Below are 15,018 nucleotides of genomic sequence, written 5' to 3' on the forward strand. Positions count from 1 at the left end.
CACCTGCTTGGTTGCGAGTGGTTTGTCGAGGAAAGAAAAAAATAAAGTGAATTCAGTTCATCTTACGCGGGCGTCGGGCGCTTCGGAGTCCTGGCGCCCGCGGAGGTTCCGCCGTCGATCATGAGATCGGAGCCGGTGATGTAGCTGCTGTCCTCGCACGCGAGGAACAGGATGGCCTTCGCCACCTCGAGCGGCAGGCCCCGGCGTTGCAGCGGAATACTTTTCACGTACGCCTCCATGTCGTCGTCGGCGAAGTCGGAGCCGGCGGTGATTGCCGTCTCGATGCTGCCCGGGCAGACCGCGTTGACCCGGATATTCGATTCCGCGAACTCCAACGCCGCAACGCGTGTCAAGGCGCGGACACCGAACTTCGACGCGCCGTACGCACCGAGCTCGGCCGTCGCGAGGACACCACGCAGCGAGGACAAGTTGACGACGGAACCGCCGGTGGTCATCGCGGTGCCTGCGGCTTGCAGGCCGAGGAACGTGCCCACCAGATTGAGGTCGATCATGCGTCGTAGTTCTGCGAGCGACGTCTGCATGATGGACGCTTTGGATGCGGCGCCTGCAGAGTTGACCAGAACACGCATCGAATGCCCGCGATCCGCCATCTCGCTGGTAACGCGCGTCCACTGCGATTCGTCGGTGACGTCGAGGTGCCGGTAGTGGGCTCTCGCACCGATTTTCGCCGCGACGCTTTCCCCCAGCTCGTCGTCGACGTCACCGAGGTAAACCGTGGCCCCGTGGGCGTGGAAGAGTTCTGCGGTCGCGGCGCCTATCCCTCGTGCAGCGCCGGTGACGAGAGCGCAGGTGTCACGCAGTCGCCCGTCGTTGGTTGTCACTGGATGAATCTCTTTTCCCAGTCGGACTGGTATTCGGTGAGCGATTCGGGCGTCAGATCGGACGGGTTGGGCAGCGCGATGTCCTGGGCTCGTGCGACGCTTCCTTCGATGTCGGGAAGGGCGCTCGCGTAGCCGAGGGACAACGCCTTCTGGCCGGCGGGAGTGACCATGAAGTTCGCCAGCACCTGGGCCGCATTCGGGTGCGGCGCCGCGGACAGTGCGTGCGTGAACCACGGGGTACCCCACGGGGGTGAGGGCAATGCCCAGTCCACTGGTGCACCCGATGCCTTTTCCCGCACCAGGGGTTGCACCACCGGGGTTGCGACGATCTCGCCGGAGGTCAGGGCCTGAGCGACGCCCAGTGCACTCGGGTAGATGCGCGGTTTCAGTTCGGCGAGTTTCTGGAGATAGTCGGCGCCGAAGTTCTTTTCGAAGAACCGGTAGAGGTCGACATAGGAGGCGATGCCGGACGGGTTGACGATTCCGATCTTGCCCTTCAACGCCGGGTCGAGCATATCTGCCGGCTTCTGCAGACCGCTCGGAAGTGCTGTCGTGTTCCATCCGAGAGAGAACACCGCCGCACTCGTCAAGAAGAATCTGTCGGACATGATACTGGTCTTTGGGTCGTATTCCGGTGCATCGAATGCCGGGCCGACGAGGTCGGTCGAGTAGGTGCCCGACTCGGCGGCAGTCTCGATCCACGCGGCGTCGGTAAGCATGTGCACGTCAGCCGTTCCGCGCTTCGTCTGATTCTCGACCTCGACCTTCGGGTTGATGTCGGCGTCGGTCCCCCGAACGTATTCGAGGGAGATCTCGGGGTACTCCTGCTCGAATGCCACTTTGAGTGCTTCGAGATTGGCGGGGTTCTGGCTCGAGTACAGCAGCACACTGCCTTCGCCCTTGGCCGCGGCGACGACGTCGTCCCAACTGCCGGTCACTGGCCCAGTGGGTCCGGAGCCGCCGGATCCGCAAGCGGCGGAGGCGAAAGCGGCGACCACTGCGACGGCCATCAGCTTTATCGGCATACTTCTCATGGCATGAAAGCCCTTTCGGTATCGGTTCGACGAATGCGAACCCGTGTATTCGGTGACGGATGGAGGAGTCGAACGAGTCCTACGACGCGACACCGTTGAGCAGTGTGGCAATGCGATCGGAAATCGTGACCATGGCCATATGGCCGGATTCGAGGAAGACGGTGTCGCCGCCGACGATGGCAGCCGATCTTTCCTGGAGGTCGGGTGGATAGCAGGTGTCCTTGGTCAAACGTACGTATGTACGGGGTAGGTCCGCGCGGAGACCGGACAGATCGACGGACTCGGTGAGTAGCGCGCCGCAGTCGTCGACCAACTGGTCGATCATCCAGTCCGTCTGCTCCGCGTCCATGTCGTTGCAGAGCATCGCGGCAGCGCCCATCGGATCCTGGCGGTACACGCCATCTTCTATCGAGGCCTCCACCGCGGTGCGGACGTCCGGGTCGATCTGGTCGATCACTCGCGTCCCGTCGGGCGGGACGACGGCGGAGAGGAAGACGACGTGCCGTAGTCGGTGCGCGAGTGCCTGCATGACCCGAGGGGCCGTCACTCCCGCGAAAGAGTGTGCGACGAGGACGACGTCCTCGAGGTTCGCCGCCTCCACGTCATCGATGACGGCGGCAGCACAGTCGTCGAGGGTGACGGACCGTGGATCGACGGAGCGCCGTCGCCCCCGTCCCGGGAGATCGACTGCGAGAGTGTCACCTTCGAGCAAAGGAATGAGAGGCTCCCAGCAGGAGGCACCCATTCCTGCGCCATGGACGAGAACGAACGACATGATGCCCTCACTAAATTGAACTGATATCAGTTTGAATCTAGGGAAATGACCTTGTGATGTCAATCACCTGCTAGCGTGAAGTGAATCCAGTTCAGTTAGGAGCCGGTATGAGAACTCCACGTGCAGCGCAGCCGCTGCAGCTCGGCGCGCTTCGGTTGGCAAACCGTCTCGTCGGTACGCCGCACGCCTCGGGCGCCGTCGCCGGCGGTATCCCGATGCCCGGTGACGAAGACTACTGGCGGCGCTGCGCGGCCGGTGGTGCCGCGATGCTCATCGTCGGCGGCACCGTGGTGTCGCCCGGTTCGACCAATCGCAACGGCAACATCACCGAGGCCTGGCGTCCCGAAGTCCTCGCCGGCCTGGAGGCTCGGGCCCGGGCGATCACCGAGGAAGGAGCCATCGCGGCCTGCCAGCTGGTGCACCTCGGACGCGAAACTCTGGGCGCCGAGATGTGGAGTCATCCTGTCGCGCCGTCCGCGGTCCGCTCGCCCCGCGAACCGACGCGTCCGCGCGCCCTCTCCGGCGCCGACGTCGACGGGATAGTCGACGCATTCCGCACATCCGCGGTCCACGCGTGGTCGGCGGGATTTCCGGTAGTCGAACTGCACGCAGCGCACGGATATCTCCTGGCGCAATTTCTCTCACCGATCACCAACTTCGGGCGAGACGCTGCGACGGTTGCTCAGCGTGTGCAGATCCTCGACCGCATTGCGTCTGCGGTTCGTGACGCCTGCCCCGGTGTCGTCCTCGGTGTCCGTGTGTCTGCTGAAGGCGGCGAAGAGGCAGGCCTGAGCATGGACGGTCTCTGCGACGTGCTTCCGCACCTCTCCGATTTCGACTACGTCAACGTCACGGTCGGCGTACGCACCACCTACGTCCGAGATATGGCCGTCACCGACCCGCCGCTGCTCGATTCGGTCGGACAGTTGCGCGCCGCCGCAGTGACCCCGCTGCTGGTGTCACAGTCCTTCCGCACCGGTGCGTCCATCGAAACCGCGTTGCAATCGGGAGCCGACCTCGTCGGCGTGGCACGACCGCTGATCGCGGACCCGAACTTCCCGAGGAAAATACTGACCGGGCGCGAGGCGTCGATCCGCCCGTGCGTGTCGTGCAACGAGGACTGCAGGGCGTTCGACCCCGTCCTGCTGTGCTCGGTCAATCCCGACCTCGCTCCCCCGGGTTATTCCGCACGTCCGGCGCACCCGCTGACCCTGGGGCCCACGCGCGGATCGAGAGACCGGCGACGGATCGCCGTCGTCGGTGCAGGCCCCGCCGGGCTCGAGTGCGCGATGCGGCTCGGACCCGACCACGACGTCACGCTCTTCGAACAGCGAGAGCGGATCGGAGGCCAGATTGCGATAGCCGCCGACGCCCCTCACCGGAGCGGCTGGCGTCGCCTCCTCGACTATTACTCCGACAACATGCCGAAGGTCGCAATCCGTCTGGCCCACACCGTGAGCGCCATCGACCTGGAGGACTACGACGAAGTCGTCCTGGCCGTCGGTGCCGTGGAAGAGCTTCCCCCGAGGTTGGCGGGAACGGCGTCCGTGCTTACCTCTCAGGCGTTGCTGGGTGGGGGAGAAGCTCTTCGCGGCGCCGGCCACGTCGTCGTGGTCGACGACGGATTCGGGCTCTGGCCCGCAGCGAGCACGATCGAAGCGGCACTCGCCGCGGGTGCCGGCCGCGTAACCGTCCTGACACCCGCTGCGGCCTTCGCGTCGGGTCTTCCTGCGGAGGGCCGGGTGCAGTATCTGCGTCGGCTGTCGGGGGCGCCGGTCGACGTGCGCGTGCTGTCGTCGCTCGTCGCGGTCGCCGACGGCTCTGTCGAGTTCGAGAGCGCCCTGTCGGGGGAGAAGACTCGTCTCGACGTCGACCGGGTGGTCGTGGCCGGTGAGCGGCGCCCGCGCGACTGGTCGCAGCTCGCACCGGACAGCGCGCGCGTGCACGTCATCGGCGACGCGCTCGTACCCCGCAAGGTCGCACACGCCGTCTCCGAAGGCCGTGCTGTCGCCCGTGAGTACTTATCAACCGCGGGCGGTTAACAAGTGCTCACGGGGGCGGCAGTGTGGTTGCGCTCACACCCCGGGTCATTTAAGTTACGTGAACTGAAGTCAACTCAATTCGAAATCCGGCCGCCCTCGGAGGCATCGTGGACCAGTTGTTCATCACTTTGACCACCGGCATCGCCAACGGTGCCGTGTACGGTCTCATCGGACTCGGATTGGTCATCATCTTCCGATCCACCGACGTCATGAATTTCGCAATGGCGTCATTGTCGACCCTCGCCATCTACGTTGCCCTCAGCGCGTATGGGGCCGGCGTGGGCATTGCTGTCGCCCTGGTGGTCGCAGTGGTCTTCGGAGCTCTCAGCGGAGTCGTGGTGCGGGAAGCACTGATTCGTCCGCTCGGGCAAGGCAAGCTCTTCGCTGCGCTCGTCGTCACGATGGGGCTGTCGATCATCGTCGAGCATCTGATCGGTCACTATTGGGGAGAGCAGCCGCGGCGATTCCCGCAGCTCGTCGACGGCACGATCTCGATCGGCAACTCGAATCTGTTGCTGCAGGACATCGCCACGATTCTCCTCGCCGCGGTGGCCGTGTCGGCCATTGCGTATCTGTTCACGCGTACGCCGGTCGGATCCGCGATGCGCGCGGTCGCCGAATCTGCTGAGACCGCGGAGATCCTGGGCATCAACGCGCACAAGGTCGCGCGGATCGCCTGGGCTCTCGGCATGGCGTTGGCGGTGCTGGGAGTCTTCTTGTACGCCCCGAAAACCGGGGTTTCGCCGGTGATTCTCGCCCCCGTGTTGTTCCGTGCCTTCGCAGGCATCCTGCTCGGTGGCCTCACCAGCATGTACGGCGCGGTCATCGGTGGGCTCATCATCGGTGTCCTGGACAACCTCGCTGCAGCCTATATCTCCGCCAGCTTCCGCGACACGTTCGTCTTCTGCGTGGCGGTGCTCGTGCTGCTCATCCGTCCCCAGGGCATCTTCGGCCGCCAAACCTTCGAGAGGGTCTGAATCCATGGTCACAAAAGATGGCTCGGCGCAGCGTGCCGGACGCTCCGCCCAGCGGCTGTACAGCGCCGGTCAGCTTCTCGGCGGACCGGCTGCGGCGATCCTGACGATAATGGTGCTGTCTGCCGGACTCGTGCCGGGCTACCAGATTTACACGGTCGGACTTGCTGCGGTGTACGGACTGATCGTCTTGTCCATCTCGCTACTGGCCGGGTGGACGGGGATCTGGTCGATCGGGCATCCCGCGATGGTCGCGATCGGTGCGTATGTGACCGCCTACGGCAGCAGTAGCGGTTGGGGACTGGCCTTCACGTCCGTTGTCGCCGTTGCTTTGTGCGCAATGCTGGGAGGCTTCCTCGGGTTCGCCGGCTCTCGCTTCTCCGTGCTGTACGTCGCGCTTCTCACGTTGGCGTTCACATTGGTGACTCTCGAAATCATCGGTGCGTGGAAGAGCGTCACCGGCGGCGACCAAGGAGTGCCGGTCGACACATTCGACACCGCGTTCGGCGAACTCGTTCCGTCGTCCGACGCAGTCACCTACCTGGCCGTCGGAGTCCTCGGTCTCGCTGTCGCAGTGTCGGTGTTCCTGCGCCGCACGACCATACGTATGCGCATGGTTGCGGCCAAGACACACCCACTGGCGGGCAGATCGATCGGTATCGCTCCCGAACTGCAGTCGAGCCTCGGGTTCGCGATCAGCGCGGGTGTCGCAGGTCTGTCCGGTGTGCTACTCGCCTTGCTGTCGGGCTTCATCAGCCCGGAGGGATTCTCGATGGTCTTCGCGGTCAACCTGATTGCCGCGACCGTCCTCGGCGGGACCGGCAGCGTGATCGGCGCCGTTCTCGGTGGTGCGTTCCTCGCATCCGCACCGACGCTGGCGTCGTCGCTGTCGATCGACCAGCCCTACCTGATCGGGGGTGTCCTGATTCTCACCCTGCTGTTTCTCGCCGATGGAATCGTCCCGACGGCCGGGAGGTTGTTGCGCCGATTCGTCCCGCTCACGCGTGCACTCGGCCGCCCCACGCTGTCCACCTCCCAACCCAGCCTTCTCGACACTGCGGGATCGGTTCCGAATACGCTGGCCGATACCGCGGCGGCGGCCGTGCTGAAGACGGAGGCACTCGGTGTTCGATTCGGTGGCCTTCAGGCCGTCCACAACATCGATCTCCGCGTAGATGCAGGTGAGGTGCTCGCGATCATCGGGCCGAACGGCGCCGGCAAGACCACCTTCGTCAACGCCCTGTGCGGCCTGATCGGCGGCGGTGAACTCGTGGGGACAATGGAACTCGGTGGCCGGCCTCTGCACGGGGTGCGGGCGACTCGTCGGCGCTCGCTCGGCCTCGGCCGGACTTTTCAGCATGCTGAACTTTTCGCGGAACTGACCGTCCTCGAAAATGTCAGTGTCGTCAACCGTTGGGGGCGCCGCGCCGATCGCGACACGGCGTTGCAGGTCCTCGCGAGTGTCGGGTTGGCCGACCACGTGCACCGGCTCCCCACAGAACTGCCGTTCGGGCTGCAGAAGCGAGTCGATCTGGCCCGTGCGATCGCGGCGCTCGCCGACAACCCGCGACTGATCGTGCTCGACGAACCGTTCGGTGGCCTCGACGCCGATGAACGTCACACTCTCGCCGACCACATCCGCCGGCTCTCGCATTCCGGTACCTCCGTGGTCATCATCGACCACGTCCTCGACGACTTGTTCGCCGTCGCAGATCGGGTGGTGGCGTTCGACTTCGGCGAGCTGATCGCCGATGGGACCCCGGACACCGTCCTGCAGAACCAACAGGTCCGCGACTCGTATCTGGGAAAAATCGACACCGCACTGATCGCACCCGACATCGACCGAACGGCGGCCCCATTGATCTCCGTGCGTGGGATCGAGCACCACTACGAGGGTGTGCAGGCATTGTCCGGCATCGATCTCGACGTCCATGCAGGCGGAATCCTCGGCATCGTGGGCGCGAACGGCGCCGGCAAGAGCACTCTGGGGCGGATCCTGCACGGCGATCTGCAGTCGACCGGCGGCACCCGGACGGTCAATGGCACCGACGCATTACGCCTCAGCCTGGTTCCCGAGGGGCGCGCCTTGTTCCGCACCCTGTCGGTGCGCGAGAACCTGGAGGTCGCGGCGTACGCCGCAGGAATCTCCGGCCGTAAGCTGCGGACCCGGCTCGAAGAGTTGCGGCAAGGGCTCCCCGAACGGGTCCGCACCCGCATGGACATACCGGCAGGCTCGCTGTCCGGCGGCGAACAACAGCTTGTCGCCATCGCCCGGGCGCTGATGGCCGACCCCGAAGTTCTGATCCTCGACGAACCGGCGCTGGGCCTCTCCCCGGCGATGGTCGAGGAAGTGTATTCACAGGTGAACGATATGGCGCGCCGGGGCATTACGACCATCCTGCTCGACCAGTCACTCGCCCGCGCGCTCGAAGCCTGCAGCGAGGTCATCGTTCTTCGTCAAGGTGAGGCCGTCGCGCGCGGCAACAGCAGTACTCCGGGCTTCGGCCGCATCGCCGAGGCAGCCTACTTCGGTACAGACGTCCCTGCAGGTGTCGTCGAGGTTCACCAGTGACTGCCGTATGCGGCGGACCGCCGGGGCCTGGAGATACCCGACCTGCTTTTCGCTGTCGCCGAAGACACCCGGCTTGCACATGCGCTTGATCAGACTCTGACGAAGGGACTACCGACGAAGATGGACAGAACAGCAGGACAAGGCAGGTTCGAGGGCGCGGTCGCCCTGGTGACGGGTGGCGGATCAGGAATCGGAGCGGCCGTCGTCGCGCAACTCGTCGGTGAGGGAGCTGCCCGCGTCTACGTGGCCGATATCGTGGTCGAGAAATTGCGCCGACGGTACGGTGACGACCCCACGACGATCGCACGAGGGGTCGACGTCTCGGACCCGGACGCCGTCGATGCCGCCATGGCGGAGGTCCTCGACGCCGAAGGGCGGCTCGACGTCGTCGTCCACGCCGCCGGTGTGGACGACCCGGAGTCCAAGAAGATCATCACGGAGGCGACCGCCGCCGGCGCACCGATCGACCTGACGGCGAACCTCACCGATGCGCAATGGCGCCGAGTGATGTCGGTCAACCTGGACGGCACATTTCACGTGGTGCGCGCCGCCGTACGGGCGATGAAGCCGAAAGGCGGCGCGATCGTCGTGATCGGCTCGTCCTCAGCGTTCGATACCTTGACGGGATACCCGCACTACGCGGCATCGAAAGCTGCCGTCCATGCCTTCTGCCAGGCCGTCGCCAAGGAGGTGGTGGCGTTCGGCATCCGACTCAACCTTGTCGCTCCCGGCCCGACGGAGACCGGCATGGCCGCTCGCACACCGGAAGAACTCAAAGTGCAGTGGGTCAACAACACGCCGGTGCCCTACGCGACACCGGGCGAGATCGCGGACAACGTGCTGTTCCTCGCTTCGGAGCAGGCCAGAAACGTGGTGGGTGCGGTGCTACTCAGCAACCGTGGACGATTCACCGTCTGACAGCTCATCCGAGCGGAACAGAAACACGGTATTCGCTACGAGCGCATCCAGGTTGGACTCGCCGACCTGGATGCGCTCGAGGTGCTACTGCGGTGACACGAAGTCTCCGATGGGAACGAACTTGCCGCCCTCGACCTGGACCCGGACCACGCTGTCGGTACCGAGGTGCTCATCCGCGCTGAACGTGAGTGGAGGCATCACGCCGGTGTCGAGGGTGCCGCTCGTGATTATCGCGTCGGTGACGGACTTGGACGTGATCTCGCCGTCGATGCTCGCGAGGACCTGAGCGAACGCTTTCGCCGAGCCATAGGTTGCCAGCGAGTAGAAATCGGGCTTATCGCCAGGCTTGTACTTCGCAAGCGCCTGTCGGTACTCCTCGACCTCGGGGTTGTCGGCGGTCGGCGGCAGCGTCAGTGACACGGCGCGGAACCCTTCCGCGTTCGCACCTGCGAGGTCGAGCAGGCTGTTGCCGACCGTAGGGGAGTAGCCGTAACTGGGGATCTTGACACCCTGCAGGGCCATCTCGTTGAGGTACGCAGCGGCCTCCTGGATCGGCAGGATCGTCAGGACTGCATCGGGTGCAGCCGAACGGATCTGGGACACGAACGGGCTGTAGTCCGTGGTACCGAGCTTGACCTCCACGGTCGAGACCTCCGCCCCGGCCTTCTCGAGTTCGGTCGTGGCGACTGCGCCCACATTCACGAACGCGGCCGGATCGTTGCGGATGATCGTGACCTTCTTGGCACCCTCGTCGAGCGCCCACTGCGCGGCGGCGCGCGCCTGGTTCTCGTAGAGCGTCTGGCTGCCGAACAAACCGTCCCGCGGCGGGTCGTACCAGGCGGTGGAGCCGCCATAGGTTCCGAAGATGGGTATGTCGTTCTGTTCGAGAACGAATGGAAACGTCGCCTCCGTGGTTGCCGTGCCGTTTGCGCCGACGATCGCGACAACCCGGTCGCGAGAGACCAGCTGTCGCGCCACCTGAATCGTCTGCTGCGGGTCGAACGCGTTGTCGACCGGAGTCCACTCGACGGGGCGACCGTGGATCCCTCCTGCCGCGTTGAGCTGATCGAAGAACGCCTGGGTACCGGCTTCCTGGGGAAGACCCCCCGAAGCCTGTGGCCCCGAAAGGGGAAGCCATGCGCCGAGTTTGATCGGCCCGCCCGCATCGCCGTCGCCGGCTTGCGCTCCGCACGCCGTCAACGCCGTGGCGAGGACTACACCGACGGTGAGAAGAATTTTCCGCACATCCACTCCTTGAATCAAGTTCAGTTCAATAGATGCTATAGAGGAAATGCTGTGTCGGCAATCACATTCGTGGACCGAATGTGGATTCCTGCCAGCCGTCGAAGTGGTCGCGAGGGCGTTGTGCGGCGACGCCCGGCGAGGGCGGTTGTTCGACGCTAATGTGTGCGATTTACTTGAACTGACTTCAGTTGAGGAACTACGGTGTTGGGGACAATGCAACTGTTCGGAGGATGAGGAGCACCAGATGCCACGAATCGACACCGATCTACTCGTCATCGGCGCCGGCATGGCCGGGTTGACCGCGGCGGCTCGGGCGGTGGCCGGAGGACGGTCGGTTGTCGTCGTCGAGAAGTCTGCAACGATCGGCGGGTCCGCCCAGTTCGCGGGATACGCGTGGACTGCGCCCTCACACGAGGTGATGGACGAGGTCAATCCGAACGGCGACCCCGCGTTACGTCGGGCGCTCGTCGACGGATTTTCGGACGGAATCGCCTGGATCCGCTCACTCGGCGTCGAGTGCGCTGACGCGGTGACAGTTCTCCGCTACGGCACGGGCCACCAGTTCGACACCAACCGATACATCGACGAGTGTCGTCGGCGAATCCGCAGTCACGGCGGTGAGTTGCACACGAACGCCGAGACGCTCTCCCTGATCACACTGGACGGCGGAGTCGTAGGTGCTCGTGTGCGACTCTCGGACGACACCGAATGTGAAATACGTTCCCACGCGACGATTCTCGCCACCGGGGGATTTCAGGCGAACCCTGAACTGTCCGGTGAACACATCCATCCCGCCGCGACCGAGATGCAGCTGCGCTCGAATCCCACGAGCGCGGGTGACGGACTACGCCTGGCCGAGGCCGTCGGCGCTGCCTCCGGCACGGACCGGTCCGGCTTCTACGGCCATCTCATCCCGACCGGGGTGCGTTTCCGCGACCCGTCCGACTTCGTCGCGCTGTCGCTCTACTACAGCGAGCATGCGCTGCTGTTCAACCTCGACAACCGGCGTTTCACCGACGAGACCGTCGGTGACCATCTGACCACGATGGACCTGCTGGAGCAGCCCGAGTCGCGCGGATTGCTCGTCGCCGACGCACGGGTGTACCGCGAGTGGATCACCGGCAGCTACGTCGAGGGCACCGCCGCGATCGACAAGTTCGACCTCGCGCAGCGCCGGGGTGGGCGGTGCGGAATCGCCGAGAACCTCGACGAGTTCGCCTATCTTCCCGAGGAGTGGGGCTACGACGGTGCCGCGATCGCGGATCAGATCCGGGCACTCGATGCGGCCGGTCCGGACGCTCAGCCGCCGCGTCGCTACGACTCGAAGCCACTTGGTGAGGGGCCCTACTACATCGTCGAGGCATGCCCGGCACTGACATTCCCCTTCCACGGCATCCGCATCGACGAGCACGGCCGTGTCCTGAATGCCAAGGGCGGGACGATCAGTGGACTGTTCGCGGCCGGGTCGGACACCGGCGGCCTCTACAACCGCGCGTACACCGGCGGTATTGCACCTGCACTGGTGTTCGGTCTGGCCGCCGCGGACTTCACCGCCCCTGTGAGTACTTGTTAACCGCCCGCGGTTAACAAGTACTCACAGGGGGTGTTCCCCGACATCCGCGGCGGCGAGGGTGATGACCAGCAACGGCACCACCTTCGCCGCCGGGATGCGGTAGTGGTTCCTCGACTCCTGCTCGACGATGCGCGCCCCGCCGAGGGTGCGCAGGTGGTGGTAGAGCTGACCGGGCGAGGACAGCCCGACCGCGGTCTGCAGCTCTGCTGCGCCGGCGGGACCGCGCAGCAGTGTGCGGACGATCTCGAGGCGGGTCGGATGTCCCAGGGCGGCGAGCACGTTCGACACGGCCGTGGGGGACAGGTCGAGGGTGGCGCCGGCGTCGTATCGGATCGTCCACTGGATCTCGCCGCCCAGGTCGACGGTGCCCTGATACCCGATCTGCCCGATGCTCTCGCCGACGTCGGCTGTCGGGGGTTCGGCGGGCCGGGCCGATTCGAGGGCGTGGACGCGCGCCTCGAGGTCGGCGAGCCGGGCGTCGTACTCGTCGTTCACGCGGCACAACTCAGCTGTGACGTCGTGTCGGGATCGGTCATCGCCTCGAGAAGCAGTTGCTGGTGCGCGTAGTTCCCGCCGATGAAGTTCAGGTAGTCCTCGCTCGACAGGTTCGACGTCAACAGCACCGCGGTCGCGACGGTGCCGTCGGGACGACGGATCGTCATCGCCTCGGTGACCACTCCCGGAAGGTTGCCGCCCTTGAAACCCAGCCCGTCCAGCCCGGGCGGGGCGGGCTGCCATTCGAGTGTTCGGCGCGCGATATCGGAGCCGGGGCCGAAGTCGCCGCTCGCGATCGCGCGGTGCAGCGACGCCAGGCCCGCGGCCGTACCCGCCACCCCCGACTCCTGCACCCGGGCCGTGACCGCCGGGAAGTCGTCGCCGGGCGACATCCGCATCACCTGTTCGCGGTAGGCGCTGTCGTGTGCGTAACGCTGGGCGGCGTCCCATCGGGCATCTCGCGACATCGCCGGATCGAGGAGGGCGATGGTCGAGCCCAGCAGGGTCGGCACCTCCAGGTCGTCCCAGCCGCCCTGAGCGGCGGCGTCGGCGAGGGCGGCGTCGCCGAGTCGGTCGCGCAGATAGTCGGGGACGGCGTTGTCGCTCTCCTGGATCATCGCGGTCACCATCTGCTCGAGCGGGACCGTGGCGTCCGGTTCGGTGACGCCGAGCCGCTGCAGGGCCGTCGGGTGGGCGCCGCCGTCGGTGTTCGGGAGGTACCACCGTTCCCACTCGGACAGCGGTACCGGCTCGGCCGGGTCGAGTTCACCCGATGCGACGGCCCGGGCGTAGGCGGCCAGGTGCACCACCTTGATCGCGGACGCCAGCGGAACGGTGTCGCCGGCGCGGTGCTCGACTGTTCGGCCGCGACCGTCGTCGACGACGAAGGCGACGTCGTCGGGGTGGGAGCCGACGTACCCGACCCATCCCGCGGCGGTCGTGATGTCGGCGGGGGGCAGTGGTGCGCATACGGCCGGCGGCGCAGCGTGCTCGTCCGAGGAGGCGGCGGTGCCGTCGGTGCTGCATGCGCCCAGGCTCACCGCGACCGCGACTGCTGCTGTGACCGTGCCCAGCATCCTGGTCATCGTGGAGATCCCTTAACCTGTGATAATTCGATAATTCGGAATTACGGAATTCTAGAAGTAGGGTAACCGGGAGCGGGGGGACTGTCGAGACCGCACGCTCCGAACATCCCGTTCGGCGCGGCCCGTAGGCTGACACCCGTGCGCGTACTCGTTATCGGCTCCGGAGCCCGTGAACATGCCCTCCTTCTCGCCCTCGCTCGCGACCCGGGTGTCAGTGCCCTGATGTGCGCGCCCGGCAATGCCGGGATCGGCAAGATCGCCGAGCAGCACTCCGTCGACATCGCGTCCGGGGAGGCGGTGGCAGCCCTCGCGAAGAAGCTCGACGCAGACCTCGTCGTGGTGGGTCCCGAGGTCCCGCTGGTGCTGGGTGTCGCGGACGCCGTCCGCGCGGCGGGCATCGCCTGCTTCGGCCCGTCGGCCGACGCCGCGCGCATCGAGGGTTCCAAGGCGTTCGCCAAGGACGTCATGGCCGCCGCCGGTGTGAAGACCGCGCACAGCGAGATCGTCGACTCGCCCGCCAAGCTGGACGAGGCACTCGACCGCTTCGGGCCCAACTGGGTGGTCAAGGACGACGGCCTCGCGGCAGGCAAGGGCGTCGTTGTCACCACCGATCGGGACGCCGCCCGCGATCACGCGGCCGAACTGCTCGAGAACGGTCACCCCGTTCTCCTCGAATCCTTCCTCGACGGTCCCGAGGTGTCGCTGTTCTGCGTCGTGGACGGCGAGACCGTCGTGCCGCTGCTGCCCGCCCAGGACCACAAGCGCGTCGGCGACGGCGACACCGGACCCAACACCGGCGGCATGGGCGCCTACACGCCGCTGCCGTGGCTGCCCGAGCAGACCGTGACCCAGATCGTCGACGACGTCGTGAAGCCGGTCGCGGCCGAGCTCGTCGCCCGGGGCAGCGCCTTCAGTGGCCTGCTGTATGCCGGGCTGGCGATCGGCAAGGACGGCCCCGCCGTGGTCGAGTTCAACTGCCGCTTCGGCGATCCCGAGACGCAGGCGGTCCTCGCGCTGCTGAAGAGCCCGCTCGGCGAACTGCTGAACGCGGCGGCCTCCGGCACGCTCGATCAGGTCGCGCCGCTCGAATGGCAGGACGGCTCGGCGGTGACTGTCGTGGTCGCGGCCGAACACTACCCGGCCACTCCGCGCACCGGCGACGTGATCACGGGCGCCGACGGTGACGGCGTCCTGCACGCAGGCACCAAGCTCGTCGACGATCAGGTTGTCTCCGCCGGCGGACGTGTGCTCAGCGTGGTCGGAGTCGGAGCCGACCTCGAGGCGGCGCGCGCGGATGCGTACTCCAAGATATCCGCGATCAAGCTGCCGGGAAGCCACTTCCGCAAGGACATCGGCCTGGCCGCGGTCGAGGGACGCATCGCCATTCCCTGAGTTCCGAGCGCTTCGGCGCCGGAAACGACTGACAGGCGTGCACCCCCGGATATTCCAGGGGTGCACGCCTT

12 protein-coding genes are annotated in these 15,018 nt (G+C 66.0%); 6 read left to right on the plus strand and 6 right to left on the minus strand.

Annotation, left to right across the window (positions count from 1 at the left end; genetic code table 11):
* Positions 1–62 precede the first annotated feature (62 nt).
* The 3 genes from ACFVJ3_RS05265 to ACFVJ3_RS05275 form a co-directional block, all read right to left on the minus strand.
* Complete coding sequence (locus tag ACFVJ3_RS05265) at positions 63–842, minus strand: SDR family NAD(P)-dependent oxidoreductase (RefSeq protein ID WP_378451053.1); 780 nt, start codon at positions 840–842, stop codon at positions 63–65.
* Positions 839–1,876, minus strand: a complete 1,038-nt coding sequence (locus ACFVJ3_RS05270; RefSeq protein ID WP_378451054.1) for an ABC transporter substrate-binding protein — start codon at positions 1,874–1,876, stop codon at positions 839–841. Before ACFVJ3_RS05270 ends, ACFVJ3_RS05265 begins: the two co-directional genes overlap by 4 nt.
* 79 nt (positions 1,877–1,955) lie before the next feature.
* Entirely contained in the window at positions 1,956–2,651 is a 696-nt protein-coding gene (locus tag ACFVJ3_RS05275) for an alpha/beta fold hydrolase (protein ID WP_378451055.1), read from the minus strand.
* 107 nt (positions 2,652–2,758) lie between these two features.
* On the opposite strand from ACFVJ3_RS05275, the gene ACFVJ3_RS05280 reads away from it, so the two are divergent.
* The 4 genes from ACFVJ3_RS05280 (at position 2,759) to ACFVJ3_RS05295 (ending at position 9,157) form a co-directional block, all read left to right on the plus strand.
* Positions 2,759–4,693 carry an FAD-dependent oxidoreductase gene (locus ACFVJ3_RS05280; RefSeq protein ID WP_378451056.1) on the plus strand — a complete coding sequence of 645 codons (1,935 nt, stop codon included), beginning with the start codon at positions 2,759–2,761 and terminating at the stop codon, positions 4,691–4,693.
* Between the two features lie 107 nt (positions 4,694–4,800).
* The gene (locus tag ACFVJ3_RS05285; RefSeq protein WP_378451057.1) at positions 4,801–5,670 is read left to right on the plus strand and encodes a branched-chain amino acid ABC transporter permease; all 870 of its coding nucleotides are present in this window, start codon (positions 4,801–4,803) and stop codon (positions 5,668–5,670) included.
* 4 nt (positions 5,671–5,674) lie between these two features.
* Complete coding sequence (locus ACFVJ3_RS05290) at positions 5,675–8,239, plus strand: ATP-binding cassette domain-containing protein (protein WP_378451058.1); 2,565 nt, start codon at positions 5,675–5,677, stop codon at positions 8,237–8,239.
* A 120-nt stretch (positions 8,240–8,359) separates the two neighbouring features.
* Complete coding sequence (locus ACFVJ3_RS05295) at positions 8,360–9,157, plus strand: SDR family NAD(P)-dependent oxidoreductase (protein WP_378451059.1); 798 nt, start codon at positions 8,360–8,362, stop codon at positions 9,155–9,157.
* A gap of 84 nt (positions 9,158–9,241) precedes the next feature.
* On the opposite strand, the gene ACFVJ3_RS05300 is transcribed toward ACFVJ3_RS05295, so the two are convergent.
* The gene (locus ACFVJ3_RS05300; RefSeq protein WP_378451060.1) at positions 9,242–10,402 is read right to left on the minus strand and encodes an ABC transporter substrate-binding protein; all 1,161 of its coding nucleotides are present in this window, start codon (positions 10,400–10,402) and stop codon (positions 9,242–9,244) included.
* A 244-nt stretch (positions 10,403–10,646) separates the two neighbouring features.
* Here ACFVJ3_RS05300 and ACFVJ3_RS05305 point away from each other — a divergent pair, with 244 nt between their 5' ends.
* Complete coding sequence (locus tag ACFVJ3_RS05305; RefSeq protein ID WP_378451061.1) at positions 10,647–11,975, plus strand: FAD-binding protein; 1,329 nt, start codon at positions 10,647–10,649, stop codon at positions 11,973–11,975.
* Between the two features lie 21 nt (positions 11,976–11,996).
* On the opposite strand, the gene ACFVJ3_RS05310 is transcribed toward ACFVJ3_RS05305, so the two are convergent.
* A complete protein-coding gene (locus tag ACFVJ3_RS05310; protein WP_378451062.1) occupies positions 11,997–12,470 on the minus strand; it encodes an ArsR/SmtB family transcription factor in 474 nt (157 codons plus the stop codon).
* A complete protein-coding gene (locus ACFVJ3_RS05315) occupies positions 12,467–13,555 on the minus strand; it encodes a serine hydrolase (RefSeq protein ID WP_378451063.1) in 1,089 nt (362 codons plus the stop codon). The genes ACFVJ3_RS05310 and ACFVJ3_RS05315 overlap by 4 nt, the downstream gene beginning before the upstream one ends.
* A 138-nt stretch (positions 13,556–13,693) precedes the next feature.
* Between ACFVJ3_RS05315 and purD the strand changes: the two genes are divergently transcribed.
* Entirely contained in the window at positions 13,694–14,947 is a 1,254-nt protein-coding gene (purD, locus tag ACFVJ3_RS05320) for a phosphoribosylamine--glycine ligase (RefSeq protein WP_378451064.1), read from the plus strand.
* Positions 14,948–15,018 lie beyond the last annotated feature (71 nt).

The organism is Rhodococcus sp. NPDC127593, from assembly GCF_042671975.1.
Taxonomy (GTDB): domain Bacteria; phylum Actinomycetota; class Actinomycetes; order Mycobacteriales; family Mycobacteriaceae; genus Rhodococcus_F.

What these genes read in the sequence shown, in the direction of transcription:
- ACFVJ3_RS05290 (WP_378451058.1), top strand. Translation starts at nt 5,675, where the DNA reads ATGGTCACAAAAGATGGCTCGGCGCAGCGTGCCGGACGCTCCGCCCAG.
- ACFVJ3_RS05305 (WP_378451061.1), top strand. Translation starts at nt 10,647, where the DNA reads ATGCCACGAATCGACACCGATCTACTCGTCATCGGCGCCGGCATGGCC.
- ACFVJ3_RS05315 (WP_378451063.1), bottom strand. Translation starts at nt 13,555, where the DNA reads ATGACCAGGATGCTGGGCACGGTCACAGCAGCAGTCGCGGTCGCGGTG.
- ACFVJ3_RS05270 (WP_378451054.1), bottom strand. Translation starts at nt 1,876, where the DNA reads ATGAGAAGTATGCCGATAAAGCTGATGGCCGTCGCAGTGGTCGCCGCT.
- ACFVJ3_RS05295 (WP_378451059.1), top strand. Translation starts at nt 8,360, where the DNA reads ATGGACAGAACAGCAGGACAAGGCAGGTTCGAGGGCGCGGTCGCCCTG.
- ACFVJ3_RS05280 (WP_378451056.1), top strand. Translation starts at nt 2,759, where the DNA reads ATGAGAACTCCACGTGCAGCGCAGCCGCTGCAGCTCGGCGCGCTTCGG.
- ACFVJ3_RS05275 (WP_378451055.1), bottom strand. Translation starts at nt 2,651, where the DNA reads ATGTCGTTCGTTCTCGTCCATGGCGCAGGAATGGGTGCCTCCTGCTGG.